Origin of the sequence: Micromonospora vulcania (assembly GCF_042658605.1) — a bacterium.
Taxonomy (GTDB): domain Bacteria; phylum Actinomycetota; class Actinomycetes; order Mycobacteriales; family Micromonosporaceae; genus Micromonospora; species Micromonospora vulcania.
Map to the genome: position 1 here is coordinate 378138 of NZ_JBHSQS010000004.1, position 26862 is coordinate 404999.

Sequence of the window (26862 nt, forward strand, 5' to 3'; positions counted from 1 at the left end):
CCTTGATCAAGTGGCGGTTCCGTGGCGTCCGTGTCCCACGCGTCAGGCGGGGTACCCAGATCGGGCAGGTTCGTGCCCGATGGAGGTCGCCGATGTCGCAGGGTCCCGACGAGCAGCGCCGTAAGCTCGACGAAGAGGTGCGGGAGGCTCAGCGCCAGCTCGGTACGCTCACCGGCCGGCCCGACGACGCGTTGACCGACGAGGACGCCCGGGCACCGGACGACGCCCCCAGCGAGCAGGACACCGACCAGAAGGCCCGCGAGCCGGACGACGCCCCCACCGAGCAGGACCCCGATTAGGGGCGGCGTCGACGCCGCTCAGGCGGTCGTTACCGGCAGCACCACGCCCTCGACCGCCGAACGGTGCGCCAGCTCGATCAACTCGACGGTGGCGACCGAGTCCCGCGGATCCACCGGCATCGGCCCGCCGTTCCGCAGCGCCGCCGCCACCTGCGCGTAGAAGCTCTGGTACGAGCCGGGCTCGGTGCGTACCGGCCGCAGGTCACCGTCGACGCCGAGGTGGCCGTACCGCTCCGGTGGGACCTCGCCCCAGCCCGGCTGATCCGGCCGGCCGCCGTCGTGCAGTGCCGCCTCCTGCACGTCCAGCCCGTAGCTGGTGTAGGCGGCCCGGTCGCCCAGCACCCGCAGTCGCGGCCCGAGCTGCGCGGTCAGCGCGCTCATCCACAGATGCGAGTGGACCCCGTTGGCATGCGTCAACGCCACGAACGCGTCGTCGTCGACCAGGGCGTCCGGCCGGCGGCGGTCCACCTCCGCGTAGATCCGCTCGACCGGCCCGAACAGCTGCACCGCCTGGTCGATGAGGTGGGCACCCAGGTCGTACAGGGCGCCGCCGGCCTCGCCCGGTCGGTCGCTCTCCCGCCAACCCGCCTTGATCTGCGGACGCCACCGCTCGAACCGGGACTCGAAGCGGAGCACCCGGCCCAGTTCGCCCTCGTCGACGAGCCGACGGACCGTCCGGAAGTCACCGTCCCAGCGCCGGTTCTGGAACACCGTGAGCGGCACCCCACGCTCGGTCGCCTCGTCGATCAGCGCGCGGCCCTCGGCCGAGGTCACGGCCAGCGGCTTGTCCACGACGACCGGCAGGCCGGCGGCAAGCGCCGCCCGGGCCATCGGCACGTGCTGCCGGTTCGGCGTCGCTACCACGACCAGGTCCAGCGCATCGGGCGTACGCCACAGCTCGTCGGCGTCGTCGACCAGGCGGACGTCCGGGAACTGCTGCCGGGCCTGCTCGCGCCGCTGCGGATCACGGGTCAGGACGGTGTCCAGCCGTAGGCCGGGCGTCGCGGCGATCAGCGGTGCGTGGAACACCCGACCGGCCAGCCCGTAGCCCAGCAGACCGATCCGCAGCGCCTCCGCCATGCCGTACCTCCGTCTGTCGGCCCGTGCCCTGGTGGCGAAGGTCCCGTTGATCGAATCTACGCCCCGGCCGGTGCCGCCCGAGTCGGGCCCGGTGCTGGTCAGCTGGCCGGTTCGGCACGCAGATAGGTGAGCACCGCGAGCACCCTGCGGTTGGTGTCGTCGCTGGGCGGCAGGTCGAGCTTCAACAGGATGTTGCCGACGTGCTTGCCGACCGCCGCCTCGGTGACGTACAGGCGGGCGGCGATCGACGCGTTCGACCGGCCCTCGGCCAGCAGCGCCAGGACCTCGCGTTCCCGGACGGAGAGGGCGGCGAGCGGGTCGCGTGGGCGGTGCAGGAGTTGCCGGACCACGTCCGGGTCGATGGCGGTGCCGCCAGCGGTGACCCGGCGCAGCGTGTCGACGAACTCGGTGACCTCGGCGACCCGGTCCTTGAGCAGGTAACCCACCCGCTGGCCGTCGCCGCTGTCCAGCAGCGCCGCCGCGTACCCGGTCTGCACGTACTGGCTGAGTACCACCACCGGGAGGTGGGGCCGCTCGGCGCGCAACGCGACGGCGGCGCGGAGGCCGTCGTCCCGCCGGCCGAGTGGCATCCGGATGTCGGTCAGCACCAGGTCCGGCTGGTGCGTCCGGGCCGCGTCCAGCAGCTCCGGCGCGGAGCCGACGGCGGCGCACACCGCGAAGTCGAAGCGGGTCAGCAGCGCGACCAGTCCCTCACGCAGCAGCACCTCGTCCTCGGCGAGCACCACACGGGTCACGGACGGCACGGTAGCTCCACCCGGACCCGGGTGGGCCCGCCGGGTGGGCTGGCCAGCAGCAGTCGGCCGTCCACGGCGGCGACCCGGTCGGCGAGGCCGGTCAGGCCGGTGCCCCGGGCCGGGTCGGCGCCGCCCTGCCCGTCGTCGGACACCTCCACCACGAGAGTCCCGCCGGACCGGGAGAGACGCACCTCGGCCCGGGTCGCCCCGGCGTGCCGGGCCACGTTGCCGAGCGCCTCGGACACCACGAAGTAGGCCGTGGTCTCCACGATCTCCGGCAGCTCCCCGTCGATCTCGGCACGGACGGTCACCGGGACGGTCGCCGCGTCGGCCAGCTCGCGTACCGCGCCGGCCAGGCCGAGATCGGTGAGACTCTGCGGCCGGATCCCGTGCACCAGTTGCCGGAGCATCACCATCAGGCCCCGGGCCTGGTCGTGGGCGACGGCCAGGGGACGGGCCGCGGGGGAGTCCTCGGGTACGTCCAGCCGGGCCAGGCCGAGCTGGAGGGTGAGGCTGGTCAGTCGGGGCTGCGCGCCGTCGTGCACGTCGCGTTCGATCCGCCGTCGTTCCGCCTCGTACGCGCTCACCAGCCGGGTCCGGGACCGGGCGACCTCGCGCAGCGCCGCCGCGTCGGCCGGACGGGTCAGCAGCCACCGGGCCACGGCGCCCTGGAGGGCGGCCAGCAGCCCGGCCGCGTAACAGAGCACCGGGATGAGCAGCACCCCCACGATCGCGTACGGGATGGCCTCGCCGGGGCCGTGCACCGTTCGCCAGATCACGACGGGTTGGTCGGCGGCTCCGGCCAGCCAGGGGCTGGTGACCATCCCGAGGTCGAGCAGCACCAGCAGCAGCAGCACCCAGTACGCGATCGGCACGAACCCGCCCAGCCAGAAGGCGTACGCCACCTCGCGCCAGGCGGATCCGGAGCGGTAGCGGGCGACCAGTCCCGGCCACGGCGGCGGGGGTGGCAGCGGACGGTTGTCCACCAGGCCGAGTCGCCAGCGCTCGACGGCCGCCAGCGGGACCGTGACGATCGGCGCGAGCGCCAACATGGTGAGGCTGCCGACGGCCAGGAACAGCACGAGAGGGAGCTCCGGCCGCCGGCCGTGCAGGGTCATCGCGTTGACGGCCGCCAGCAGGGGCGCGCCGACGATGAGCAGCCCGACGGAGAGCACCCCGGCGATCGGCACGGTACTGACCAGGTAGACCAGCGCGCGCCAGGGCCAGAAGGAGAGCAGCCAGCCGCGGCGGCGCAGCGCCTCGGCGAGGTGACGGGGGTGTTCCGGCTTCATACCGCAGACGCTAATCGCCGACGTGTGGGCCGACCCAGCCGTTCAGATCCACTTCCCGGGGTATGCCCAGCCCTACCCCGCGCCGTGGGTGCTCGCGCGGATCGGGTGTGGAGCGGCCGGAAACGGGAAGAACGCGCCGTCACGCGAAACGCCGTGACCTGCGCTGTCGGCGGCTGGAGAAACATGGGTGCCAAAACCTTCGTGGTGGTCGGCGGTACCAGCGGGCTCGGCCTCGCGGTGGCCCGGCTCCTGGTCAACGAGCACCAGGTCGTGGTGTTCGGCAACGTGGCGGCCGAGGTCGCCGCCACGACCGACCAGCTGGGCTGCGCCGGGGCGCTCTGTGATGTCTCCTCCTACGAGCAGGTCCGCGACGCGTTCGCCGAGGTGGTGCAGCGCTACGGGACGATTGACGGAGTGACCGACTGCGCGTCGATGTGGGCGGGCGGAGACCTGGCGGACCTCGCCGTGGAGCACATCCGGCGGGCCATCGAGATCAACGTGCTGGGCACCACGTACCTGCTCCGCGAGGCGCTGGAGCATCTGCGCCGGCAGGGCCACGGGAACGTGGTGTACATCGGAGCGCTGGCGCTGGCGGCCCCCCGGCCCGGCATCCCGGTGTACCGGGCGACCAAGAGCTACGGCAGCAGCCTCGTCGAGTCACTGGCGGAGGCTCAGCACAGCAACCGGATCAAGGTGATGCAGCTGCATCCGGGGCCGATGCCGACCCGCCTGCAGGAACGGGTCGGGGCCGAGTTCCTGGACAAGGTGTTCGCCATGCCCGAGCAGGTCGCCACCGAGGTCGTCCGACTGCTGCTGCTCGAACCCGACGATCTCTACGTCTCCGGCGAGCGCGTGCTCCGCGCGGACGGGCGGTGGTGACGGCGGCAGCCGGACCCGCCAACCGTCCGGCCTCGGCATGGGCGCCGCTGCGTACCGCCGTCTACCGCAACCTCTGGCTGGCCCTGCTCGCCGCCAACGTCGGCACCTGGATGCAGACCGTCGGCGCGCAGTGGCTGCTGATCCACCACTCCAACGCCTCCACCCTGGTCGCCCTGGTTCAGACCGCCAGCCTGCTGCCGGTGCTGCTGCTGGCTCTGCCCGCCGGGGTGCTGGCGGACAGTTTCGACCGTCGGCACCTGCTGATCTCGGTGCAGCTGTTCCTGGTCGCGGTGGCCCTGGCGCTGACCCTGCTCACCCTGACCAACCGGATGCCGCCGGCGCTGCTGCTCACGCTCACCTTCGCGTTCGGGGTCGGGCAGGCGTTGACCCTGCCGGCCTGGGCGGCGGTGATCCCGGAGCTGGTGCCGCAGGACCAACTGCGGGCCGCGTCCGCGCTCGGCTCGATCAGCGTGAACGTGGCGCGGGCGGTCGGGCCCGCGGTGGCCGGTGTGCTGATCGCCCGGATCGGGGTGGCCCCGGTTTTCGCGTTCAACGCGGTGGCGTTCCTGATCTTCACGTACGCGTTGGTGCGTTGGCGGCCCAGCAACGCCCGCGCGGTCGAGGTGCCCGAGCGGTTCACCGCCGCGCTCCGTGCCGGCAGCCGCTACGTACGGCACTCACCGACCGTCCGCCGGCTGTTGCGCCGTGCGCTGGTCTTCGTGATCCCGGCCAGCGCGCTCTGGGCGTTGCTGCCGCTGGTGGCCAACCGGCGGCTCGGGCTCGGCTCCGGTGGGTACGGGCTGCTGCTGGCCGCCCTCGGGGTGGGTGCCGTCGCGGGCGGGCTGCTGCTGGCCGTGATCCGCAACCGGCTGTCGGCCAACCAGCTCCTGTTCATCTCCGGGGTGCTGTTCACCGTCGCGCTGACCGTGGTCGCCACGGTACGGGTGGTGCCGCTGGTGCTCCTCGCCCTGCTGCCTGCCGGGCTGGCCTGGGTGACCGTGCTGGCCAACGTCAACGCCGAGATGCAGCTCTACCTGCCCGCCTGGGTACGCGCCCGGGGGCTGGCGGTCTACCAGGTGTTCTTCGCCGGCGGGCAGGCGGTCGGCGCGTTCGCCTGGGGTCTGGTGGCCGACCTGGCCGGGCTGGTCCCCGCGTTTCTCGCGGCGGCGGCGTTGATGCTGGTCGGCACCCTGACCAGTCGGATCTGGCCGCTGCCGGAGCTGGCGGTGGTGAACCGGGAGCCGGTCACCTACTCGGAGCTGCACCTGGCGCACGAGCCGGATCCGGGGGTGGGGCCGGTGCTGGTCACGGTGCAGTACACCGTCCGGCCGGAGCGGGCGCAGCAGTTCCTGTCGGCGATGGACCTGGTGCGCGGAGCCCGCCAGCGGACCGGCGCGATGCGCTGGGGGCTGTTCCGGCCGGCCGAGACGACGGACCGGTTCATCGAGGTGTACCTGGTGCCGTCCTGGGACGAGCACCTGCGGCAGCACGGCGGCCGGTTGACGGGCGAGGACTGGCAGGCCGAGGAGCGGGCCCGACAGCTGACCGACGGCGAACCCCAGATACGTCACCTGGTGCCGGCGGCCGCCGGCCCGGCGCTGAACGACGATCGCGAGGCCGTGTGATGCGGTCCGGGCCGCCCGCGTGAACGCGGCGTCACAATCGCGCCCGTCGGCGTAGCGGACGCGTGAAAGGCCGCGCCGGAGCCCCTGCCGGTGCGGTGCGATGGTCGGTGGCGAGCCCGAGGTACGGGCCACCGCCCTCGCCGGAGGCGTGCTGTGGCTGTCGATCAGGGGCAGGAGACCGTGGCGGTCGGCAGGTCGACGCCGACCGGGGTGAGCGTGGCGTTCGGTTGGGTGGTGGTGATCGTCGCGGCGTTGATCGCGGCAGCGCTGTTCACCCCGGCGGAACTGCCGGCCCGGACGCTCGTGATGTGTGTCGCCGCCGGGGCGTACGCGGCGGTGGTGGCCGATCTGCGCGCGGTCGTCGCGGTGACCGGGTTGGCGATGGCCACGTTCGTCGGCTTCCTGGCACACCGCTTCGGCGACCTGACCGGAGGCGGGGACGCCTGGTCGTACGCCGTGGTGATCGCCTTCGCGGCCACGCTCGGCGCGGGCTACCGCTGGCTGCGGTCGATCGCCGCGGTGGCCGACTGACCGCCCACGGCGCGCGGGGTGCGGCGTACGGCCGCGTTGCTACGCTGGCCGGACCATGGCGAGTGAGCGCAAGGCGACCGCAGACCCGGCTCGCAGCCTGGCCATTCTCTGGCGTACCCGGGAGCCGACCAGCCGCAGCGCGGGGCCGGGTCTCAGCGTCGACCGGATCGTGCGGGCCGCCGTCGCCATCGCCGACGCCGAGGGTCTGGACGCGCTGACCATGCGCCGGGTTGGTACGGCGCTGGGCGTCGGCACCATGTCGGTCTACACCTACGTGCCGGGCAAGGCCGAGCTGGTCGACGTCATGATCGACACGGTGTACGGCGAGATGCCACGCCCCGCCGTCGCGGGAGACTGGCGGGCCCGGCTGGAGCGGATCGCCCGGGACAATCTCGCGCTCTACCAGCGGCATCCGTGGATGCTGCGGGCCGAGACGACCCGTCCGGTGCTCGGCCCCCATCTGCTGGCCAAGTACGACCACGAGCTGTCCGCGGTCGCCGACATCGGGCTCACCGACGTGGAGATGGACGCGGTGCTCACCCTCGTCCTCGGGCACGTGAAGAGCGCCGCGCGCGCCGCGTCCGAGGTGGTCGACCTGGAGCGGGAGACCGGCATGACCGACGGCCAGTGGTGGCAGTCGCACGCTCCCTGGCTGGAGAGGTTCATGGATGCCGACAGCTACCCGACCGCCGCCCGGGTCGGCACCGCGGCCGGCCAGCAGCACGGTGCCGCGTACGGGCCGGAGTACGCCTTCGAGTTCGGCCTGCAACGTGTCCTCGACGGCATCTCGGTGGTGATCGCCGAGCGGGCGGCGGCCGGCTGACCCGTCGGCCGGTGGTAGCGCGCCCAGCGGGTCCGGCGCGTCCGGTAGACCATCACGCATGGTGTCGGATATTTTACTTGTCGTGATGTGGTCAGTAGGCAATGCCGAGTCTCGTCCGCGCCGACGCGCTTCGGCACGGTCCACCGAGGACCTGATCGAGGAAGCCTGGACGCTGGTGCTGGCCGACGACGGCGGTGCCGATCGGCCCGCCCACCTGCGGGTTTACCTGGATGGCCACCCCGGTCTGCCCCGGCTCGCCGACGCCGCCGCCCGGCCGGGTGGCCCTCCGGTGGCCTGGTTCGAGCCGGACGGCCAGTCGGTGCAGCCCGGCGCGGACGGTCGACTCCGGGAGGTGCACGTCGAGGCCGCGGTGCTGCTCGGCCTGCCCCGCTGGACCGACAGCGCATTGCCGAGCAACACCCGGGGTTGGTCGGTGCGGCCGGTCGACGTCGGCCTGTGCCTGAGCGACCCGACCGGCCAGGTGTTCGCGGTCGGCGTCGGCGAGGTCCCCGAGGGGTGGACGTCGGCGGCCCGCTCGGCCCCGCAGGTGCTGGCCGTCTATGGCGTCCGGCCGACCCGCCTCGCCGGCCTCCCGTCGTCGCCTCGGCGTACGCCGGACGAGCAGTTGCGGGAGGCGCAGCGGGCCGGCTTCGTGGCGGCCGGCCTCGCCACCTTCGTCGGCTCCCCCCGGCGCTGACCACCCCGGCACCACCAACCCCGCGCGACGATCCCGGCGCGACCGACGCCGCGCGACCGATCCGGCGCTGACCCACCCCGATCCGACCGACCCGCCGGCCGCTGCCGACGCGCGGGCCACGGGCGGCCGTTCGTTTACCGGGTGAGCAGGGTGCGAAGCGCCCGGACCACCTCGGCCGGCGCCTCCTCCGCCATGTAGTGCCCGCAGGTGACGGTCTGGTGCGCCAGATCCGGTGCCCAGGCCCGCCACAGCCCGGCGGCGTCGTAACCGAGCGCCGCTCCCCAGTCCTGCTGGAGCACGCTGACCGGCATGCGCAGGTGGCGACCGGCCGAACGGTCGGCGGTGTCGTGGTCGACGTCGATCCCCGCCGAAGCCCGGTAGTCGGCGACGATCGAGGTGACCGCGGCCCGGGAGGCACGCAGGTAGGCGGCCCGTACGTCGGTGGGCAGCGCGTCCGGATCACGGGCCCACGCGTCCAGGAAGTGGCTGAAGAAGGCGTCCGGGTCGGCACCGATCAGCGCCTCGGGCAGGCCGGGCGGCTGCGCCATCAGGTACAGGTGGAACGCGACCGCGGCGGCGCTGCCGTGCAGCACGCCCCACATGTCCAGGGTGGGCAGCACGTCGAGCAGGGCGAGGTGACTGATCGCCTCCGGATGGTCGAGCCCGGCCCGGAACGCGACCAGGGCGCCCCGGTCGTGCCCGGCCAGCGCGAAGCGCTCGTGGCCGAGCGCACCGGCCAGCGCCACGATGTCGGCGGCCATCGTGCGCTTGGCGTACCCGGTGCCGTCGGTGTCGACGGGCTTGTCGCTGTCGCCGTACCCGCGCAGGTCGGGGCAGATGACCGTGTGGTCGGCGGCCAGGTCGGCCGCGACGTGCCGCCACATGAGGTGGGTCTGCGGGAAGCCGTGCAGCAGCACGATCGGGCGGCCGGAACCAGCCACCGCGGCGTTGAGCGTGACGCCGTCGGCGACGGTGACGCGCCGGTAGTCGAATCCGGTGATCCTGGGCTCCACGAGGAACCTTTCTGGTGAGCGGTCGGCTGGGGGCGGTGGCCCGTGGCCGTCGTACGTCGTCGAGCCTGCCCTTGCGTGATCAGCGGGCGATCAGCGTCGGATCAGTGCCGGCGGACCGGGGGCGTCACCGTGTGGCCGCCTAGATTGGTGCCATGACCAGGCAGCCGACGGCACCCGTGGCGGTGACGTTCGGCGTACTCGGGCCGGTGACCGCCGGGACCGGGCGCGGGCCCGTCCCACTCGGGGGCCCCCGTCAGCGCACGGTGCTGGCCCGGCTGCTGATCGCCCGGGGCCGGGTGGTGCCGGTGGACCGACTCGTCGACGACCTGTGGGAAACGCCGCCGGATGGCGCGGTGGGCGCGATCCGGACCTTCGTCGCCGACCTGCGTCGGGCCCTGGAGCCCGACCGACCGCCCCGGCAGCCGTCCGGGCTCCTGGTCACCGAGCCACCGGGGTACGTGCTGCGGGTCGCCCCGGACGCGCTGGACGCCGGCCGGTTCGAGGCGGCGGTCGGCGAGGCGGGCCGGCTGCTGGCGGCGGGACGTCCCACACCCGCCCTGAACGCGCTGGACACGGCGCTCGGGCTCTGGCGCGGGCCCGCGTACGCCGACTGCGCCGCCGAGGTCTGGGCGGTCGCGGAGATCAACCGGCTGGACGAGCTGCGGATGCTCGCCGTCGAGCGGCGGGCGGAGGCGCTGCTGGCCCTGGGGCGGCCGGACGAGGCCGCCGCCGACCTACCGGCCCAACTCGCCCGCCATCCGCTGCGGGAGGACGCCTGGCGGCTGCTCGCGCTCGCCCGGTACCGCTCCGGCCGGCAGGGTGAGGCGCTGGCCGCGTTGCGCCAGGCCCGAGATGTCCTGGTGACCGAGCTCGGCGTGGACCCGGGCCCCGCGCTGCGGCAGCTGGAGGCCGACATCCTGGCCCAGGCGCCGCACCTCAACCGGCCGGTCGAACCCGCCGCCCCGGATCTGACCGGCCCGGTTCGAGCGGACGGGCCGGGACCGGCGCCGGAGCGTCCGTTCGTCGGCCGCGAGCCGGAGCTGAACCGGCTGCGGCGGGCCGCCGAAGCAGCACTGCGGCACGGCCGACCCACTCTCGCCCTGCTCAGCGGCGACCCGGGTGCCGGCAAGACCGCGCTGGCCGAGGCGCTGACCCGACGGCTCGCCGCGGAGGGCTGGAGCACGGCGTGGGGTCGCAGCCCGGAGTACGAGGGCGCACCGGCCGCCTGGCCGTGGACGCAGATCACCGACGCGCTCGCCGGGCCGGCCGAGCTCGCATCGGCCGACGGGAGCGACGATGCGCTCGGGGAGACCGGGGCCGCTGGCGATCCGGCGGTGGCCCGGTTCCGTCGGCATCGCGCGGTGGCATCGCTCGTCACGGCGGTCGCCGACCGGGTTCCGGTGCTGCTCGTCCTCGACGATCTGCACCGCGCCGACGGCGACACCCTGGACCTGCTGATCGCCCTGCTCACCGGTCCGCAGCCGGCCACCGGGCCGGTGCTGCTGCTCGGCACCTACCGGGCCACCGAGATCAGCCCCGAGCTGACCGCGACCCTCGCGCGGGCCGCCGGGCTGGAGCCGGTCCGGGAGTACGTGGCCGGCCTGTCCGAGTCGGCGACCGGCGAGCTGGCGTACGCCGTCGCCGGGGCCGAGCTGGCCGCACCCACCGTGCGGCTGATCCACCAGCGCAGCGGCGGCAACCCGTTCTTCGTCCGCGAGCTGGCCCAGCTGTACGCGGGCGATGGTGGTGCGGCGTTGGCCGCGGTGCCGCCCGGTGTGCGTGACGTCATCCGGCACCGGTTGGCGCAGCTACCCGAGTCGACCCGGACGGTGCTGCGGCAGGCGGCCGTGCTGGGCCGCGACCTCGACCCGGAGGTGCTCGGCGCGTTGGCGGGGGACCCGACGGCCGTGCTGGACGCCGTGGACCGCGCGTTGCAGGCCGGCTTCCTCACGCAGACCGAGCCCGACGGGCAGTTGCGGTTCACCCACATCCTGGTCCGCGACACGCTCTACGCCGAGCTGTCCGCGCCGCGTCGCGCGGCCTGGCACGCCGCCGTGGCCGACGCGCTGCGGGAACGCCGACCCGACGATCCCGCCGCGCTCGCGTACCACCTGCTGCGCGCCGGCGGACCGGTCGCCGCCGGGCAGGCCGCGGCCTACGCGCGTACCGCCGCTGAGCGGGCCGAACGGGGCGGTAATCCGTACGAGGCGGCCCGTCTGTGGGGGCAGGCGGTCGACGCGTACGACCGGGCCGGCGGGACCGAGCGAGGGGCGCGGCTGAGCGCGGTGCTCGGGCTGGGCCGCGCGTTGGCCGTGACGGGCCGGCTGTCCGAGGCGCGTCAGCGTCGGACCGAGGCGATCGCCGAGGCTGAATCCGCCGGCGACCCCCGGCTGATCGGGGAGGTGCTGGCCGGCTTCGACGTGCCCGCCATCTGGACCCGCAACGACGACGACCAGCTGTCCGGGCGGATCGTCCGGGCCGCCGAGCAGGCCCTGGCCGCACTCGACGAGCACGGCTCGGTGCAGCGTGGCCGGCTGCTGAGCACCATCGCGCTGGAGTTGCGCGGCACCACCACCGACCGCGGTCGTCGTGCAGCGGTCGAGGCCGAGACGATCGCCCGGGTGAGCGGAGACCCCGGGCTGCTGGCCTTCGCGCTCAACGCCCGCTTCATGCACGCCTTCGAGCGCGTCGGTCTGGCCGGTGAGCGGGCCCGGCTCGGGGCCGAACTGGTCGACCTTGCCGCCCGGCACCAACTGGTGACCTTCGAGGTGCTGGGTCACCTCGTCCTGGTGCAGGCCAGCTGCGCGCTGGCCGACCGGGCCAGCGCCGACGACCACGCCCGCGCCGCCGACCGCCTCGCCCAGCGGTACGAGCTACCGCTGGTCGGCGTCTTCACCCGGTGGTACGCCGCGCTGCGCCTGGCACTCGACGGCGAGCCCGGCGCGGCGGCGGACGCGTACCGGGCGGCTGCCGAGCGGCTGCCCGTCGACGGGATGCCGGGCCTGGCCAACGGGCTGCTCCCGCTCGCCCTGCTCGGCCTTCGGCTGGCCGACGCCGACGGTGACGACCGCCCGATCCCCGGGCCGGCCGGCGAGGAGTGGGGGAGCCTGGACTGGGGTCCGCACGAGCCCTGGGTCCGACCGCTGCTGCTGCTCGCGGCCGGGCGGCGCGACGCCGCCGGCGCGGCCCTGCGGAGCCTTCCGGACGGCCCGCACGACCTGCTGCGGGAGGCGCGGCTCTGCCTCACCGCGCGGGCGGCGGTCGTCCTGGGCGACCGGCCTGCGATGGAACGCGTCGCCGCCGACCTCCGGCCGGCCGCCGACGAGTTGGCCGCCGGCAGCGGGGTGCTCACCGTCGGCCCGGTGGCCGGGCACCTCGCCGATCTGGCCGCCGCCCTCGGCCGTGCCGAGGAGGCGGCCGTCTACCGCCGTACCGCCGGGATCGTCACCGCCCGCATCGCCGCCTCCCCGGTCTGAGCGGCGGCGCTTCCGGCCGGGGCGACTTACCGGATCCCCGCGACGCGGGCGGCAGGGTGCGGTCAGATGGAACCACCGGCGCGCTCACCGTCGGCCGTCGATCGAGGGGGTACGCCGTGGAGGTGCTCGTCCTGATCGTGGCGCTGGGCGGCACCGTCCTGATCGGCACCACACTCGGCGGCCGGTACCGGGTCGCGCCGCCGGTCCTGCTCATCTCGTTCGGGGTGCTGCTCGGGCTGGCGCCGCCGCTGTCCGAGCTGACCCTGGAGCCGGACCTGGTGCTGGTGATCTTCCTGCCGGCGATCCTCTATCGGGAGAGCCTCACCATCAGCCTGCGCGAGATCCGCGCCAACCTGCCGTCGATCGGGCTGCTCGCGGTGGTGCTGGTGGTGCTCACCACGGTCACCGTGTCGATGACCGCGCAGGCGTTCGGGGTGAATCCCGCCGCCGCCTGGGTGCTCGGCGCGGTCCTCGCGCCGACCGACGCCGCCGCGGTCACCGGCCTGGCGAAACGGCTGCCCCGGCGCCTGCTGACCACCCTGCACGCGGAGAGCCTGATCAACGACGGCACCGCCCTGGTGCTCTTCGCGGTGACCGTGGGCCTGCTCACCGAGCACGCATCGGCGGGTCCGCTCGGCATCGGCGAGGAGTTCGTCGGGGCCTCCGCCGGCGGTGTGCTCGCCGGTCTGGTCGTCGGCGCCATCGTGGTGCTGATCCGCAAGCGGCTCGATGATCCGTTGCGTGAGGGCGCGTTGAGCGTACTGACGCCGTTCGGCGCGTTCCTGCTCGCCGAGGTCGTGCACGCCAGCGGCGTACTGGCGGTGGTGGTCGCCGGTCTCGTGCTGGCGTACGCCGGCCCCCGGGTGATCCGCGCCCGGTCCCGGGTGCTGGCGTACGCGTTCTGGGACCTGTCCACGTTCCTGATCAACGGCGGGCTGTTCGTGCTGCTCGGCTCGCAGATCCCCCGCGCCGTGCGGGGCATCACCAGCACCTCGCCGGGCCGGGCGTTGATGATCGTCGTGGTGGTCACCGTGGTCGTCGTCGGCACTCGGCTGGCCTTCATCTACCTCTTCATCGAATCGGCGAAGCTGCTGCACAGCCGGGTGCTGGGCCGGCAGCCGAACGGCTGGCGGGTGGGCACCGTCGCCGGCTGGTCCGGCTTCCGAGGCGCCGTCTCGCTCGCCGCCGCGCTGGCGGTGCCGACGACGGCGGCTGCGGGCAGGCCGGTGGCCGAACGTGACCTGATCGTCTTCGTCACCGCGCTGGTGATCGTGCTGATCATGCTTATTCAGGGCACCACCCTGCCGCTGGTGGTGCGCTGGGCGGGGATGACCGGCGACCCCGGGCGCGCCAGCGAGTTGCGGCAGGCCCGACGGCGGGCCACCGAGGTGGGGCTGGACATGCTGCCCCAGGTCGCCGCCGAGGTCGGCGCCGGGGAGGACGCGATACGGCGGCTGCGCGCCGAGTATGAACGTCACCTGGAGGACGTCAACGAGGGCGGCGGGAGCACCGCCGAGGAGCGCCGCCTCGAACGGCAGCTACGCCTCGGCGTACTGGCCCACAAACGTCGGGAGGTCACCCGCCTGCGCGACAACCGGGAGATCGACGACATCGTGCTGCAGGACCTGCAGGCCGCGCTGGACAACGAGGAGATCCGGCTGCTGGGCCGCGGGCCCAACGACTGAGCGCGGCACGGGTCGGTCGGGCACCTCGCCGCCGGGTACGGTGGTGCCGGTCGATGCGCCAGGTCCGCGAGGGGGATGCCGATGACCGCCGGGGCGACGGATGCCGGCCCGCGGGTGGTCACCGTGCGGGAGTTCCTCGACGAGCTGATCGCGGTCACCCGGGAACGCGGTGTGACCGAGTTCCTCTACCTGATGGCGCAGGACGACGGCGTCATCGGCGTGCAGTGGGAACAGCCCGGCCTCGACCATCTGCGTCGCTACCGGATCCACGACGTCGACGGGCCGGCCTGCCCGCACTGCGCGATCCTGGCCGCGGTGGTGGCGCTGGCTCCGGTGCTGCCACTGGACGTGCTGCGGACCATGCGCAGCCGACCGCAGTACGAGACGGTGCTGCGTACCGGTCGGCTGCCGCACCTGGCGTTCGCCCGACCGGGCGGCCAGCGCGGAGCGAGCTGGCTCGGTGACTGCCACGCGGTCAACGGCGACCCGCACACCGACGCCGACTGCTCGACGCACGCCATGCCCGCCCCCAGCGGCGACCTGCTGGACGTACGCCTCGGTGCGCTGCCCCGGGCGGTGCGGGAGCTGTACCCGCACGACGGGGCCGCGACGGCGGACCTGCAGCAGCGGCTGCGGATCGCGCGGGACTGGCGGGCGGACGCCCAGGCCGTGGCGAGCGGGGTCCGCGAGGTGGCGGCGGCGTGGGCGTTCCTGCGCACCTCCTGCACCCTGGGCGTGCCGGTGCCCGGTGCCAACGGTCTCGTCCTGACCCTCGCGCCGGACGACGCCGCGGACGACCGGCCGTTGGCCGAGCTGCACGATGCGGCGATGCGTGGGCTCACCGGCGACGGGCCGTTGGCCTACCAGGAGCGGGCCTGTCTGGTGCCGGACCCGACGGCGGGGGCGCAGCGGATGCCGACGTACGGCGGCGCGGTGGACCTGACCCGCGCGGCGCCGGTGCGTACGCTGCGGCTGCCGGCGCCCCGCCGGCCGTTGAGCACCACCGGTCGGGGTGTGCTGCTGCTCTTCGAGGCTCGGCATGCGATGGGCCGGCACCAGGTCGGCGCGCCGGTGCGCGACAGTGCCTACTGGGACGCCGAGGCCGCGTTGAACGTCTTCGAGTTCACCCTGCTGGAGCGGGTCGCCGGTCGGCACTACGAGGACGCCGTGGCCGCCTACCTACAGGCCCTGCGCCGCGAGGGTGACCTCCTCGCCCGCCCGCACAAGGTGCTCGACCGGCGTCGACGCAAGGCCCTGTCGCTGGCGTTCGGTGGGCTCGACGACGAGGAACTACACCTGTGGGCGTCGGTCGCCTACCGCAACGCCATCCTGCTGCTGCTCGGCAATCTGAAGGCGTTCGCCGAGCACCTGCGCCGGCAGGCCGGCTGAGCACCCGCCAGCCTGCCGGTCGAGCACCGTCGGTGCGACTCAGAGCACCTGGGCGAGAAATCGGCGCAGCCGGGGGTGCGTGGCCTGTTCGAAGATCGCCTCCGGGGGCCCGGCCTCCAGCACCACACCCCGGTCCATGAAGGCGACGGTGTCGGCGACCTGCCGGGCGAAGCCCATCTCGTGGGTGACCACCACCATGGTCATACCCGCCGAGGACAGGTCGGCCATCACCCCGAGCACCCCCTTGACCAGCTCCGGGTCCAGCGCCGAGGTGGCCTCGTCGAAGAGCATCACCTCGGGCCGCAACGCCAGCGCCCGGGCGATCGCCACCCGCTGTTGCTGACCGCCGGAGAGCTGCGCCGGCCGCGCGTCGGCCTTAGCGGCCAGTCCGACCAGCTCCAGTTGGGCCCGGGCGATCGCCACCGCCTCGTCCTCACCGAGCTTGCGCAGCCGGCGCAGCGCCAGGGTGACGTTGCGCAGCACGGTCATGTGCGGAAAGAGGTTGAACTGCTGAAAGACCATGCCAACGCGTTGGCGTAGCGCGTCCGGGTCGTCGCGCAGCACGCTGTGCCCGTCCAGCAGCACGTCGCCGCGGTCTGGCTCGATCAGCCGGTTGATGGTGCGCAGCAGGGTGGACTTGCCCGACCCGGACGGCCCGATCACGCAGGCCGTCGCGCCGCGCGGGACCGCCAGGTCGACGCCGCGCAGCACCCGGTTCGGCCCGAAGGCCAGGTGCACGTCGTGTACGTCGAGGCTGACCGAGGTGCTCGTGCCGGTACTCATCGCGGTTGCCCTTCCGTCGCGCCGGACCACGCCAACTCGGTGTCGTCGCCGTCGTCGTCGGCCGGCGCGGTCGCCGGCCGACCGTGCCGCAGCCGTCGGTCGATCCAGTTGACCGCGTGCGTCAGCGGCACGGTCAGCACCAGGTAGCAGAGCCCGGCCAGCAGCAGCGCGGACTCGTTGCCGGTGGTGGCCGCGTAGTCCTGCCCGATCCGGAACAGCTCCCGTTGGCTGGCCACCAGCCCGAGGAAGTAGACCAGGCTGGAGTCTTTGATCAACGCGATGAGCTGGTTCACCCAGGCCGGTAGCACCCGTCGGATGCCCTGCGGAACGATCACCAGCCGCATCGCCTCGGCCCACGAGAAGCCGAGCGCCCGCGCGCCCTCCAACTGGGCGGCCTCCACCGACTGGATGCCGGAGCGGAAGATCTCCCCGATGTACGCCGCCGCGATCAGCGACAGCGCCAGGATGCCCAGCGGGTAGGGGTCCGGTCCCCAGACCTGCATGCCCAGCGGCGCCAGCCCGACGCCGATCAGCAGGATCGTCGCCGCGGCCGGTAGCCCCCGGAACACGTCCGTGTAGACCCGCGCCGGCCAGCGCAACCACCGGCTGCGGGAGATGCCGGCGACGGCCAGCAGCAGCCCCAGAACCGAGCCGAGCAGGGCGGCGGAGACCGCCAGGATCAGCGTGTTGGGCAACCCGACGGTCAGCATCTCGGGCAGCGCCGCGCGCATCGCGTCCCAGTCGAAGAAGGTCTCCCACAGGGTGCTCAACGGATCCATCGGTCGCCTCTCCTACCGCCCCGCTCGCTCGTCACCGGTCGTGCCTCAGGAAGCGGCCGACGCGGACGCCGACGGCGCGGCCGACGGCGCCACCGCGCCGCTGCCGGGCTTGAAGTCCGCCGGGATCGGCCGGCCGGGGTAGTACTGCGCCTGGAGCTTGCTCCAGGTGCCGTCCGCGATCACCTCGTCGAGGCCCTTGTTGAGCGCCTCGCGCAGCTTGTCGCTGCCCTTGGCCACGGCGTACGCGGTCGGTGCCGGGCTGAGCTGCTTGGCCGCCACGGTGATCTTGCCGCCGCTGTCCGCGGCCGACTTCTCACCGATCTCCGCCGGTGCGATCCAGGCGTCGGCGGTACCCGCCTTGAGCTGGTTGATCGCACCGTTGTAATCCGGCACCCGGACCGGGTTGAGCTGCTTGCCGGTGGCGTAGTCGTCCTGGACGGTGCCCTGCACCACGACGACCCGCTTGCCGGTGAGCTGGTCGAAGCCGGTGATCGGCGAGCCGGCCGGGACGTCCAGGCCGAAGTAGCCGAAGTCGTAGCCGTTGCCGAAGTCGACGGTCTTCTTCCGCGCCTCGGTGATGGTGATCGAGGAGCTGCCGACGTCGAACTTGTGGTTGTTGACCTGGGAGAGCAGCGCGGAGAAGTCGGTTCCGACGAACTCGACCTTGAGGCCGATCTTGCCGGCCACCGCGGCGAGCAGGTCGTTGTCGAAGCCGGTGAACTTGCCGTCCTTGAGGTACACGTTCGGTGGGGCGTCGCTCAGCGTGCCGGCGCGCAGCACGCCCGCCTGCGCCAGGCCGTACGGGTTGCCGGCGGTGTCGGTGGAGCTGTCGTCGCCGCAGCCGGTGAGCGCGGTGGCGGCCAGGATCGTGGCCGCGCCGAGGGCAGCGGCGCGGGTCAGGGCAGGAAGGAATCGCACAGGTGTCTCCGAAGGTTGCGCAGCGGCGGGCACGGACGTGCGCCGCCGACGGTGCGCCCGGTGGGCGTACCGCTGGAATGGTTCGGGAAAAGGGGTGCGCTAGTGCGCGGTGCGGCGGCGACAGACGGCGCTGCACACCCGCATCATGTCCACGTGCCGCCGCCGGATCAGTGCCGGCGGGAGCCGATCGGCGCGCAGAGTCGCGGCGTCGGCGGGTGGGGCGGTGCTGAGGATACGCATGGGTCTCCCGGGTCTGTGCTGACCTGGGTGCCAGGCCACGCTTGCACCGACGTCGTGCCGGTGCCTGGTCTTCACCCGGGGCACCCCACCGCGGAGGAGGGTTGCCGGCCAGCGAGCCGGGGCTTCGCGCTGGCACTCATGACCTGCGCCGAGGTTAGCAGCCGGGGCCGGCGGATCGTCCAGTCGTTATGACCACGCTCACCGTCCGCCACGGGCGACCAGCCGGCAGTCAGCTGGCGTGCACGTGCGGGCGGCGGGCCGGATCGGGCTCCTGGCGGCGCAGGATCTCCCGGGTCACCGGGGCGTTCTCGCCCTGCCCGAACGCGAGGTAGCGCAGGATGCTGCGGCCCGGGGGCCCCTCGGTCCACTCGAAGTAGATGTGCGGGCGGCGTCGGCTCCGGTCGCGGATCTCCAGCAGCAGCGCGGCCAGCGCGTTCGGCACCGAGGAACTGGCCAGGCTGAGCACCGGGTACCGGCCGTGCGCCACGGCGCCGTGTACCAGCAGTTCGGTCTCGAAGTCCGACGGGTCGCTGACGGTCACCTCGACGAAGATCACGTCGCTGTCGCCCGGGAAGTCGTTGTCCGCGACGGTCTGGGCGAGCTTGTCGCGGTACTCCGCTGCCCCCCGGGTGGCCGGATCGTGCGCGATGAGGCGGATCCGTCGGCCCGCGCGCTCGTCGATCAGCCGGGTCGCCTCGGGATCCAACTGCACCCGGTCGACCCGCAGCTCGAAGGTGCGCAGCAGCCGGGACAGCAGCGACACCAGGATGATCCCGGCGATGAAGCAGACCGCGATCTTCACACCGTCGGGACGTTCCACCACGTTCGCGGCGGTGGTGTAGGCGAAGACCACCGCGATGATCCCGAACGCGACGAAGCGGCCGCGTTGATGCCGCCGACGCGCCGCGAGGGTCACGGCGGTCGCCGCCGAGGTGATCAACACCAGAACCCCGGTGGCGTACGCACCGCCCTGCGCGTCCACGCTGGCCTTGAAGAGAACCGTGATCAGGAACGCCACCGCGGTGAAGACCAGCACCAGCGGCCGGACGGCCCGCGCCCAGGTCGGCGCCATCCCGTAACGAGGCAGATAACGGGGTACGAGGTTGAGCAGCCCGGCCATCGCCGAGGCCCCCGCGAACCAGAGGATCCCGATGGTCGACAGGTCGTAGATCGTGCCGAACACGCCGCCCAGGTGCTCGTGTGCCAGGAACGCCAGGGCCCGGCCGTTCGCCGGCCCACCCGGTTCGAACGCGTCGGCCGGGATCAGCACGGTGGTGGTCACGCTGCTGGTCAGCAGGAAGACGCTCATGATCACGGCAGCGGTGGTGAGCAGCCGGCGGGCGCCGCGGATCCGGCCCAGCGGTCGGTCCTCGGAGTCCTGCGGGTCGCCGCGCACGCTCGGCATCACCGCCACGCCGGTCTCGAAGCCGGACAGGCCCAGCGCCAGCTTCGGGAAGACCAACAGGGAGAGCCCGACCACCAGCAGCGGATTGCCGTGCCCGGTGGTCAACGCGGTGCTCCAGTCGCCGACCGCGCTCGGATGCGTCGCCACCCGCCACAGCGCGACGGCGATCACCACCGTGTTCAGCGACAGGTAGACGGCGACCAGGACGACGGCGATGCCGATGGCTTCGCCGAATCCCTTGAGGAACACCGAGCCGAGCAGCGCCAGCAGCAGCAGCGTGATCAGGACCTCGTGGCCCTTGAACAAGCCGGGCAGGAACGGATTCTCGTCGATGTGCGCGGTCGCGTCGGCCGCGCTGAGGGTGATGGTGATGATGAAGTCGGTGGCCGCGAAACCGAGCAGCACCAGCACGAACAGCTTGCCCTGCCAGTAGTTGAGCAGGCGTACCAGCATCGCGATGGAGCCCTCGCCGTGCGGGCTCTCCACCGCCACCCGCCGATAGACCGGCAGCGCGCCCAGCAACGTCACCAGTACGAGCACGAGGGTGGCCACCGGGGAGAGCGCACCGGCGGCCAGCGCCGCGATGCCCGGCTGGTAGCCCAGCGTCGAGAAGTAGTCGACGCCGGTCAGGCACATCACCTTCCACCACGGATGGTGCCGGTGCTCGGGCGGCCGACCGCCCGGGCCCTGCTCGCGCGGCTGCTCCGAATCGCCGGCGAGCAGCCAACGCCGCAGCCGGCCGGCACGCCCCCCGACCTCCATCGGCGCTTCCCCCGTCATCCCGCCCATGGTCACCGCGAGTATCCGCCCGCCGGGGCCCGTCCGTCCGCCGGTGCGCGGAACCCGCCGGCTGCGGGCCCCGCCGCGCGGCGCGTCGGAGGGTTTCGGGCCGGAGGCAGGGGGGAAGCAGCGCCTCCCGGCGAGCCCGCCCGGACCGGTCCGGACGGGCCGGGACGGCCGGGGCGGACGTTCGGCGGGGGAGGGAGCGGGTCATGGTCGGCGGCCGTCGCTTCCGCCCGGGTGGCGGTTTCGGCCGCCAGCTCGACGAGCACGAACCCCGGGCCGACGAGCGGGAACCGGCGCAGCCGACCGCCCCGCCCACCGACGGCCTGGTGGACAGCGCCGTCTACATCCGGGGGCACCGCTTCGCCTCGCCGGCGGGACTCGCCGAGACGTACCGCTGCCTGCAGGAGCAGGACGGCGCGATGGCGTGGATCGGGTTGTACCGCCCGGACATCGAGCAGATCACCTCGCTGGCCCGCGAGTTCCGCCTGCACGACCTCGCGGTGGAGGACGCGATCAACGCCCACCAGCGGCCCAAGCTGGAACGGTACGGCCACACGCTCTTCGTCGTGCTGCGCGCGGCCCGCTACGACGACCTGCGGGAGGAGGTCGAGTTCTCCGAGCTGCACCTGTTCATCGGGCCCGGCTTCGTGGTCACCGTCCGGCACGGTGAGGCACCGGACCTGGCGGCGGTGCGGCGGCGGATGGAGGCCGACGCGCAGATGCTCGGGCAGGGCCCGGAGGCGGTCCTGTACGCGATCCTGGATCAGGTTGTCGACGGGTACGCGCCGGTGGTGGCCGGCCTGGAGAACGACATCGACGAGATCGAGACCGAGGTCTTCGGCGGCGACCCGAACGCCAGCCGGCGCATCTACGGGCTCAGCCGCGAGGTGATCCAGTTCCAGCGGGCCGCTCGCCCGCTGCTCAACGTCCTCGATGCGCTCGCCGCCGGCGCGGGCGGCTACGGTACCGACGAGGAACTGCGCCGCTACCTGCGCGACGTGACCGACCACCTCACCCAGGTCGTGGAACGGGTGGACGGCTTCCGGCACCTGTTGCAGAACATCCTCACCGTGAACGCCACCCTCGTGTCGCAGCAGCAGAACGAGGAGATGCGCAGTCTCACCGCGGCCAGCTACGCGCAGAACGAGGAGCTGAAGAAGGTCTCGTCCTGGGCGGCGATCCTGTTCGCGCCCACGCTGATCGGCACCGTGTACGGCATGAACTTCGTCCACATGCCGGAGCTGAACTGGCGCTACGGATACCTGTTCGCGCTGCTGTTGATGGCGCTGGTCTGCGGCACCCTCTATCTGGTCTTCAAGCGGCGCGGCTGGCTGTGACCGTACGGCCGTACGTCACTCGATGCCGCGCAGGATGTGCCGCTCGTCCTCGACGTCGTCCTCGTCGGCACCGATCCGGCCGAGCAGCACCGCCGCGGCCCAGATGGTCAGCGGCGTGGCCGCCCCGGTCATCCCGCCACCGGTCCGGTCGTCCCGGGCCTGGCTCCGCTCCGTCCGCGGGGGTCTGCGTTGAGCCTGCATGGGCACTGCCTCCTCGTCGAAGCCGTCCCGGGCAGCGCGCGGGCGTGCACTCGCGCCACCTGCCGGGCCGCCCACGCGCGCGGGTAGGCGGCTACCGGAACGGCATCCACCCCGAACCATCCCACGGCCGGCCGCGTCCGCACCGCATGTTTTCGGTTTCCCGACTGTTGCCGGGCCAGTCGCGCTGCCCGGCGAGGGGACGGCCGGTCAGGGCAGCGGGTGGGCGATGCCCCGGGCGTGGTCGGTGAGTGCCGCGCCGACCACGGTCGCGGAGATCGGCAACACCTCCAGGCAGCGGCGTACCGCGGCGGCCATCAGCACGTTCGGCACCCGCATCGAGAGCGTGCAGTGCGGCACCCAGCGCCCCGGCTGGTAGTGCTCGACCAGGCCGATACCGGCGGCGGCGAGCCGGTCGTGCACCAGCCGGTGGTGGGCCAGCAGCTCCGGGGTGGGCGTCGGGCCGAGCCACAGCACCCGGCCGACGAACTGGCCGGCGTGTTGGAAGTCGAGTCGCAGTGGGGCTGCCACGAGCGTCCCGCGCAGCGCCTCGGCGACCTGCTCGGGGTCGAAGCGGGGCGCGACCGCGAGCGACACGTGCGGGCGGTGTCGCTGCTCCAGCAGCGAACGCATGCTCTGCACGCCCTCGGCCTCCAGCGCGTCCCAGAGCACCCGGATCCGCCGGGTAGCGTCCGGGTCCAGATACAGCTCCAACGCCGCGACCACATGATCACGGTAGCGGCCGAGGTTTGACCGCCCTGACTCGGCGGTACCTGCTGACAGACCTACCCGAGAGGCGCACCCCGTGGACGTGAGTGACCTGTTGACCGAGGCGTACGACCGGCTGCCTGACCTCGTCCGCGCGGCGGTCGACGGGCTCACCCCGGAGCAGCTGCGCTGGGCACCGGGCCGGGAGGCCAACTCGATCGGCTGGCTGGTCTGGCACCTGACCCGCGTCCAGGACCACCACATCGCCGACCTGCTCGACGCCGAGCAGATCTGGGTGAGCGGGAACTGGGCGGACCGCTTCGGGCTCGCCGCCGACCCGGACAACACCGGTTACGGGCATTCGCCCGAGCAGGTCGCGGCGGTGCTCCCGGAGAGCGCGCAGGCGCTGCTCGACTACTACGAGGCGGTCGCCGCGCGTACCGGGCCATTCCTGGCCGGCCTGAAGCCGGCGGATCTGGACCAGATCGTCGACGAGTCCTGGGACCCGCCGGTCACCCTGGGGGTGCGCCTGGTCAGCATCGTCGACGACGACGTGCAGCACGCGGGCCAGGCCGCGTACGTCCGAGGCCTGCTCGCGGCGCGCTGACTACCGGGTGCTTCGGCGTCGGCCGGCAGTCGGGGCACGGCGGTCTCACTTGGTCGACGAACACCGAGGCGTCGAGCCATTGGTTGACGGCCGGGGCCGTGACGTTTTGCTGGCTAAGCGAAAGTGCTGCCTCCCGCTCGCCGCAGCCAGCACTTTCCCTGTAGTTGCGCGGATCTTGGCCATCGGGCGCACCGCGCACCACGTATCGACACGGGCATATCGGAATCAACACCCGCTGCCCGGTCGGCGGGCAGGTTCGTGTTGAGCCTTATGACTCTGAGGCATAAATATGACTCTGAGGTATGTGGCTCTCCGGTGCGCGTGCCGCCGGCCGGCACCGCCTCGACTCGCCACCGTGCGGTCGGCGTCACCCGGTCGGGGTGAGCCGGCCTCACCCTGGCGCGGGTGATCCTTCCCGGGAGCAGGGGAGGGTCGATGGGCAGCACGGTGGGGGAATACCTGGACCGGCTCGGCGGCGGCCGGCGTACCGACCTGCCGGAGACGACCAGCGGGTCGATGCGGCTGGACGCGCACCATGACGGCTGGACCGAGCACTGGTATCTGACCATCGCCGACCAGCACGTCCAGGTGACCCGGTCGTCCGACGACGCCGAGCTGGTGGTTCGTGCCGATCGGGAGGTCTTCGACCGGTTGGCGAGTGGCCAGACACACCTGGCTGAGGCGCTGCTGCGCAACGAGTTGACCGTCCAGGGCAACATGCGGCTGTTGATGCTGCTGCGGCGGATCTTCCCGGGGCCGGCGGGAGCCCGCCACCCGCGCGAGCTGGGTCAGGCCGCGCTGGCCGGGCGGGACGGGCGCCGGTGAGGCAGGAACTGGTGCACGTGATCGCCGGCAACGCCTTCGCGATCAGCGACGCGCAGGGCGACGTGGAGGTCAACCCGGACGATCCGGTCGGCCTCTTCTCGTTCGACACCCGCTTCCTGTCCCGTTGGCTGCTCAGCGTGGACGGGGAGCGGCTCAACGCGCTCTCGCGCGACAACATGACGTACTTCGAGACCCGGTTCTTCCTGGTCCCTGGCACGGCGAGCCACTACGTCGACGCTGACGTGTCGGTGATCCGGCACCGCTCGCTCGACGACAGCTTCAACGAGCGGATCACGGTGCTCAACCACTCGGCGCAGCCGGTCGAGTTCACCGTGCGGATGGAGATGGGCAACGACTTCGCCGACGTCGCGGACCTCGCCAGCGCCGTCGACGTCCAGAACCCGCGACACCGGGTCGTCGAGGTAACCGCCGACTCCGCGCGTCGCCAGCTCCTGCTGCGCTACGAGCGGGAGCGGTTCGTCCGCGAGACGACCGTGCGCAGCACCGCCCCGGCCGACGTGGACGAGCGGGGAATGACGTTCCGGATCCGGATCGCGCCCGAGGGCACGTGGGAGACCGACCTGCACGTCGCCATGACCATCCGTGGTGAGGGCGGCCGGGACCTGCGCAGCGACCTGGAGTCGCACCGGCAGCACGTACGCCGGGACATGCGCGAGGATTTGGCGGACTGGCTGGACCGGGCCCCACAGCTGGTGGCCGAACGGGACGGCCTGGAGGAGACCTACCAGGGCAGCCTCGCGGACCTGGCGGCGCTGCGGTACGTGCCGCTGGCGTACAGCGCCCGGGTGCCGGTCGGCGGCCTGCCGTGGGCAATGGCGTTCTGCGGACGGGACAGCATCATCACCTGCCTGCAGACCCTGGCGTTCACCCCGGAGCTGACCCCCGCGACGCTGCGGATGCTGGCGCTGTTGCAGGGCGGCCAGCTCGACGACGAGCACGACGAGGAGCCCGGCAAGATCCTGGCCCAGCTCCGCTACGGCGAGTCGGCCGCGTTCGGTGAGCGGCCGAGCGCATTATACTACGGGGCGGCGGACACCACCCCGCTGTTCGTCGTGCTGCTCGACGAGTACGAGCGCTGGTCCGGTGACGCGGACCTGGTCCACGAGCTACGCCACCCGGCCCGGATGGCGCTGGACTGGATCGACGAGTTCGGCGACCTCACCGGCGACGGATACGTGCGCTACCAGCGCCGCAACGAGCGCCGCGGCGCGGTGAACCAGAGCTGGAGGGATTCCGGGGACGCGATCACCGACGTCGACGGGTGGCAGCCCGAGTTTCCCCGGGCCACCTGTGAGTTGCAGGGCTACGCGTACGACGCGAAGCGGCGTGGAGCCCGGCTGGCCCGGGAGTTCTGGGGCGACCCCGCGTACGCCGACCGACTGGAGCGCGAGGCGGCCGAGCTGAAGGAACGGTTCAACCGGGACTTCTGGTTGCCGCACCGGGAGTACTACGCGGTGGCGCTCGGGCCGCACGGCGAGCCGGTCGACGCGTTGTCTTCCAGCATCGGGCACCTGCTGTGGAGCGGGATCGTCGCCGACGACCACGCCGAGGCGGTCGCCGAGCACCTGGTGGGGCCGCGGCTGTTCAGCGGGTGGGGGGTACGCACCTTCGCGGCCGGGCAGCGCCCGTACAACCCGGTCGGCTCGCACCTGGGGGCGGTGTGGCCGTCGGACAACGCGCTGATCGCCGCCGGCCTGCGGCACTACCGCTTCGACGCGCAGGCGGCCCGGATCGCGGACGGCATCTTCGACATGGCGCAGACGCTCGGCGGGGCGGTGCCCGAGCTGATCGCCGGCTACGACCGCAGCCTGACGAAGTATCCCGTCCAACTGCCCTCGGCCGGCCGACCGCAGTCGTGGTCGTCGGGCGCGTTGCTGATGCTGCTGGGCACCCTGCTCGGGTTGCGGCCCACCGGCGACAACCTGCTGGTGAACCCGGCCCTGCCCGAGGGCTTCGGGCGGATCGAACTGCTCGACATCCCGGGCCGCTGGGGCCACTCCGACGCGTACGGCCGGGACCGATCGGCCGGCCGTGGCCACCGGAGCCGTCTGCGCTGACTCGGGCGGCTCGCCGGGCCGGCGCGGAAGGGCTCAGCCCATGGTCTTGGCGCCGTCGATCGCCTCGCGCAGGATGTCGGCGTGCCCGGCGTGCTGGGACGTCTCGGCAATCAGGTGCAGCACGACCCGGCGAACCGTCCAGCTCGCTCCCGGCTCGAACCAGGGCGCCTCCGGCAGCGGGTGCGCGCTGTCCAGGTCGAGAGCGGCGATCAGCTCGTCGGTCTCGTCGGCCACCGACTGGAACCGCTCGACCAGCCCGGCCAGGGTCTCGCCCGGCGCCATCCGGAACTGACCGACCCAGTCGATCGGCTCCCGCTCCATCGCTTCAGCGCCGCCGACGGCGAAAAGCATCCACCGCTGCTCGGTGCCGGCCACGTGCTTGATCAGGCCGCCGAGGCAGAGCTCGCTGACGGTGGTGCGGGTGGCCGCCTGCTCGTCGGTGAGCCCGTCGACGGTGTGCAGCAGGAACCCGCGGTGCCTGCGCAGGGTCTGCAACAGGTCGGCTCGCTCGCCGGTGAGCTGCTCGGTGCTGGTCATGGTGCCGTCCTTCGGTCGAGGTCTCGGCGCCAGCGTAGGACGCGGCACCGACACTTTCCCGGCTCGACACGAGCCAAGGAAGGGCACCTTATTAACGCCTGCGGTATAGGAAGGGTC

At 73.0% G+C, this 26862-nt stretch carries 25 protein-coding genes and 1 riboswitch; of the genes, 13 read left to right on the forward strand and 12 right to left on the reverse strand.

Going from position 1 to position 26862, the window contains the following annotated elements:
* The first annotated feature begins 92 nt into the window (after positions 1–92).
* On the forward strand, positions 93–299 hold the full coding sequence (locus ACFQGL_RS08765; protein WP_377508116.1) for a hypothetical protein: 207 nt from the start codon (positions 93–95) through the stop codon (positions 297–299).
* An 18-nt stretch (positions 300–317) separates the two neighbouring features.
* Here the strand turns inward: ACFQGL_RS08765 and ACFQGL_RS08770 are convergent, their stop codons facing one another.
* The 3 genes from ACFQGL_RS08770 to ACFQGL_RS08780 all read right to left on the reverse strand — a co-directional run bounded on the left by ACFQGL_RS08770 (position 318) and on the right by ACFQGL_RS08780 (position 3426).
* Positions 318–1379 (reverse strand): Gfo/Idh/MocA family oxidoreductase, encoded by a 1062-nt coding sequence (locus tag ACFQGL_RS08770; protein WP_377508119.1) that lies wholly within the window; start codon positions 1377–1379, stop codon positions 318–320.
* Positions 1380–1477: 98 nt separating this feature from the next.
* The gene (locus ACFQGL_RS08775; RefSeq protein ID WP_377508122.1) at positions 1478–2143 is read right to left on the reverse strand and encodes a response regulator transcription factor; all 666 of its coding nucleotides are present in this window, start codon (positions 2141–2143) and stop codon (positions 1478–1480) included.
* Positions 2131–3426, reverse strand: a complete 1296-nt coding sequence (locus tag ACFQGL_RS08780) for a sensor histidine kinase (RefSeq protein ID WP_377508125.1) — start codon at positions 3424–3426, stop codon at positions 2131–2133. The genes ACFQGL_RS08775 and ACFQGL_RS08780 overlap by 13 nt, the downstream gene beginning before the upstream one ends.
* A 183-nt stretch (positions 3427–3609) precedes the next feature.
* Here ACFQGL_RS08780 and ACFQGL_RS08785 point away from each other — a divergent pair, with 183 nt between their 5' ends.
* The 5 genes from ACFQGL_RS08785 (at position 3610) to ACFQGL_RS08805 (ending at position 7981) form a co-directional block, all read left to right on the forward strand.
* Positions 3610–4305: an SDR family NAD(P)-dependent oxidoreductase gene (locus tag ACFQGL_RS08785; protein WP_377508128.1), complete on the forward strand. Its 696-nt coding sequence runs from the start codon at positions 3610–3612 to the stop codon at positions 4303–4305.
* Positions 4299–5930, forward strand: a complete 1632-nt coding sequence (locus tag ACFQGL_RS08790; RefSeq protein WP_377508131.1) for an MFS transporter — start codon at positions 4299–4301, stop codon at positions 5928–5930. Before ACFQGL_RS08785 ends, ACFQGL_RS08790 begins: the two co-directional genes overlap by 7 nt.
* A gap of 153 nt (positions 5931–6083) precedes the next feature.
* Positions 6084–6461, forward strand: a complete 378-nt coding sequence (locus tag ACFQGL_RS08795; RefSeq protein WP_377508134.1) for a hypothetical protein — start codon at positions 6084–6086, stop codon at positions 6459–6461.
* 55 nt (positions 6462–6516) lie between these two features.
* Positions 6517–7284: a TetR/AcrR family transcriptional regulator gene (locus ACFQGL_RS08800; RefSeq protein WP_377508137.1), complete on the forward strand. Its 768-nt coding sequence runs from the start codon at positions 6517–6519 to the stop codon at positions 7282–7284.
* Between the two features lie 82 nt (positions 7285–7366).
* Positions 7367–7981, forward strand: coding sequence for a hypothetical protein (locus tag ACFQGL_RS08805; RefSeq protein ID WP_377508140.1), 615 nt, complete (start codon positions 7367–7369; stop codon positions 7979–7981).
* A gap of 134 nt (positions 7982–8115) precedes the next feature.
* Here the strand turns inward: ACFQGL_RS08805 and ACFQGL_RS08810 are convergent, their stop codons facing one another.
* Entirely contained in the window at positions 8116–8994 is an 879-nt protein-coding gene (locus ACFQGL_RS08810; protein WP_377508143.1) for an alpha/beta fold hydrolase, read from the reverse strand.
* A 152-nt stretch (positions 8995–9146) separates the two neighbouring features.
* On the opposite strand from ACFQGL_RS08810, the gene ACFQGL_RS08815 reads away from it, so the two are divergent.
* From ACFQGL_RS08815 to ACFQGL_RS08825, 3 genes are all read left to right on the forward strand, one after another.
* Complete coding sequence (locus tag ACFQGL_RS08815; RefSeq protein WP_377508146.1) at positions 9147–12470, forward strand: BTAD domain-containing putative transcriptional regulator; 3324 nt, start codon at positions 9147–9149, stop codon at positions 12468–12470.
* Positions 12471–12586: 116 nt separating this feature from the next.
* Positions 12587–14155 carry a Na+/H+ antiporter gene (locus ACFQGL_RS08820; protein WP_377508149.1) on the forward strand — a complete coding sequence of 523 codons (1569 nt, stop codon included), beginning with the start codon at positions 12587–12589 and terminating at the stop codon, positions 14153–14155.
* Between the two features lie 81 nt (positions 14156–14236).
* Positions 14237–15544 (forward strand): hypothetical protein, encoded by a 1308-nt coding sequence (locus tag ACFQGL_RS08825; protein ID WP_377508152.1) that lies wholly within the window; start codon positions 14237–14239, stop codon positions 15542–15544.
* Between the two features lie 39 nt (positions 15545–15583).
* Here the strand turns inward: ACFQGL_RS08825 and ACFQGL_RS08830 are convergent, their stop codons facing one another.
* The 5 genes from ACFQGL_RS08830 to ACFQGL_RS08850 form a co-directional block, all read right to left on the reverse strand.
* Positions 15584–16327, reverse strand: a complete 744-nt coding sequence (locus ACFQGL_RS08830; RefSeq protein WP_377508155.1) for an amino acid ABC transporter ATP-binding protein — start codon at positions 16325–16327, stop codon at positions 15584–15586.
* Positions 16324–17106 (reverse strand): amino acid ABC transporter permease, encoded by a 783-nt coding sequence (locus ACFQGL_RS08835; RefSeq protein ID WP_377508158.1) that lies wholly within the window; start codon positions 17104–17106, stop codon positions 16324–16326. Before ACFQGL_RS08835 ends, ACFQGL_RS08830 begins: the two co-directional genes overlap by 4 nt.
* A 45-nt stretch (positions 17107–17151) precedes the next feature.
* The gene (locus ACFQGL_RS08840) at positions 17152–18024 is read right to left on the reverse strand and encodes an ABC transporter substrate-binding protein (RefSeq protein WP_377508162.1); all 873 of its coding nucleotides are present in this window, start codon (positions 18022–18024) and stop codon (positions 17152–17154) included.
* A gap of 99 nt (positions 18025–18123) precedes the next feature.
* Entirely contained in the window at positions 18124–18264 is a 141-nt protein-coding gene (locus tag ACFQGL_RS08845; RefSeq protein WP_377508165.1) for a hypothetical protein, read from the reverse strand.
* A 32-nt stretch (positions 18265–18296) separates the two neighbouring features.
* Positions 18297–18408, reverse strand: a riboswitch (SAM riboswitch).
* 85 nt (positions 18409–18493) lie between these two features.
* Positions 18494–20449, reverse strand: coding sequence for an APC family permease (locus tag ACFQGL_RS08850; protein WP_377508168.1), 1956 nt, complete (start codon positions 20447–20449; stop codon positions 18494–18496).
* A 212-nt stretch (positions 20450–20661) separates the two neighbouring features.
* Here ACFQGL_RS08850 and corA point away from each other — a divergent pair, with 212 nt between their 5' ends.
* Positions 20662–21792, forward strand: coding sequence for a magnesium/cobalt transporter CorA (gene corA / locus ACFQGL_RS08855; protein ID WP_377508171.1), 1131 nt, complete (start codon positions 20662–20664; stop codon positions 21790–21792).
* A gap of 15 nt (positions 21793–21807) precedes the next feature.
* Here corA and ACFQGL_RS08860 read toward each other — a convergent pair whose 3' ends face one another.
* Complete coding sequence (locus tag ACFQGL_RS08860) at positions 21808–21993, reverse strand: hypothetical protein (RefSeq protein ID WP_377508173.1); 186 nt, start codon at positions 21991–21993, stop codon at positions 21808–21810.
* A gap of 207 nt (positions 21994–22200) precedes the next feature.
* Positions 22201–22716 (reverse strand): 2'-5' RNA ligase family protein, encoded by a 516-nt coding sequence (locus tag ACFQGL_RS08865; protein WP_377508176.1) that lies wholly within the window; start codon positions 22714–22716, stop codon positions 22201–22203.
* 79 nt (positions 22717–22795) lie between these two features.
* Between ACFQGL_RS08865 and ACFQGL_RS08870 the strand changes: the two genes are divergently transcribed.
* From ACFQGL_RS08870 to ACFQGL_RS08880, 3 genes are all read left to right on the forward strand, one after another.
* Complete coding sequence (locus ACFQGL_RS08870; RefSeq protein WP_377508179.1) at positions 22796–23305, forward strand: mycothiol transferase; 510 nt, start codon at positions 22796–22798, stop codon at positions 23303–23305.
* Between the two features lie 435 nt (positions 23306–23740).
* Positions 23741–24130 carry an SCP2 sterol-binding domain-containing protein gene (locus ACFQGL_RS08875; RefSeq protein WP_377508182.1) on the forward strand — a complete coding sequence of 130 codons (390 nt, stop codon included), beginning with the start codon at positions 23741–23743 and terminating at the stop codon, positions 24128–24130.
* Positions 24127–26208 (forward strand): amylo-alpha-1,6-glucosidase, encoded by a 2082-nt coding sequence (locus ACFQGL_RS08880; protein ID WP_377508185.1) that lies wholly within the window; start codon positions 24127–24129, stop codon positions 26206–26208. The genes ACFQGL_RS08875 and ACFQGL_RS08880 overlap by 4 nt, the downstream gene beginning before the upstream one ends.
* 33 nt (positions 26209–26241) lie before the next feature.
* Here ACFQGL_RS08880 and ACFQGL_RS08885 read toward each other — a convergent pair whose 3' ends face one another.
* Entirely contained in the window at positions 26242–26745 is a 504-nt protein-coding gene (locus ACFQGL_RS08885; protein ID WP_377508188.1) for a DinB family protein, read from the reverse strand.
* Positions 26746–26862: the final 117 nt, after the last annotated feature.

Bases quoted from the DNA above. Each gene is read 5' to 3' on its own strand.
- corA (WP_377508171.1), top strand. From the start codon at position 20,662: ATGGTCGGCGGCCGTCGCTTCCGCCCGGGTGGCGGTTTCGGCCGCCAG.
- ACFQGL_RS08860 (WP_377508173.1), bottom strand. From the start codon at position 21,993: ATGCAGGCTCAACGCAGACCCCCGCGGACGGAGCGGAGCCAGGCCCGG.
- ACFQGL_RS08835 (WP_377508158.1), bottom strand. From the start codon at position 17,106: ATGGATCCGTTGAGCACCCTGTGGGAGACCTTCTTCGACTGGGACGCG.
- ACFQGL_RS08800 (WP_377508137.1), top strand. From the start codon at position 6,517: ATGGCGAGTGAGCGCAAGGCGACCGCAGACCCGGCTCGCAGCCTGGCC.
- ACFQGL_RS08885 (WP_377508188.1), bottom strand. From the start codon at position 26,745: ATGACCAGCACCGAGCAGCTCACCGGCGAGCGAGCCGACCTGTTGCAG.
- ACFQGL_RS08850 (WP_377508168.1), bottom strand. From the start codon at position 20,449: ATGACGGGGGAAGCGCCGATGGAGGTCGGGGGGCGTGCCGGCCGGCTG.
- ACFQGL_RS08785 (WP_377508128.1), top strand. From the start codon at position 3,610: ATGGGTGCCAAAACCTTCGTGGTGGTCGGCGGTACCAGCGGGCTCGGC.
- ACFQGL_RS08815 (WP_377508146.1), top strand. From the start codon at position 9,147: ATGACCAGGCAGCCGACGGCACCCGTGGCGGTGACGTTCGGCGTACTC.
- ACFQGL_RS08825 (WP_377508152.1), top strand. From the start codon at position 14,237: ATGACCGCCGGGGCGACGGATGCCGGCCCGCGGGTGGTCACCGTGCGG.
- ACFQGL_RS08830 (WP_377508155.1), bottom strand. From the start codon at position 16,327: ATGAGTACCGGCACGAGCACCTCGGTCAGCCTCGACGTACACGACGTG.
- ACFQGL_RS08780 (WP_377508125.1), bottom strand. From the start codon at position 3,426: ATGAAGCCGGAACACCCCCGTCACCTCGCCGAGGCGCTGCGCCGCCGC.
- ACFQGL_RS08770 (WP_377508119.1), bottom strand. From the start codon at position 1,379: ATGGCGGAGGCGCTGCGGATCGGTCTGCTGGGCTACGGGCTGGCCGGT.
- ACFQGL_RS08875 (WP_377508182.1), top strand. From the start codon at position 23,741: ATGGGCAGCACGGTGGGGGAATACCTGGACCGGCTCGGCGGCGGCCGG.
- ACFQGL_RS08845 (WP_377508165.1), bottom strand. From the start codon at position 18,264: ATGCGTATCCTCAGCACCGCCCCACCCGCCGACGCCGCGACTCTGCGC.
- ACFQGL_RS08765 (WP_377508116.1), top strand. From the start codon at position 93: ATGTCGCAGGGTCCCGACGAGCAGCGCCGTAAGCTCGACGAAGAGGTG.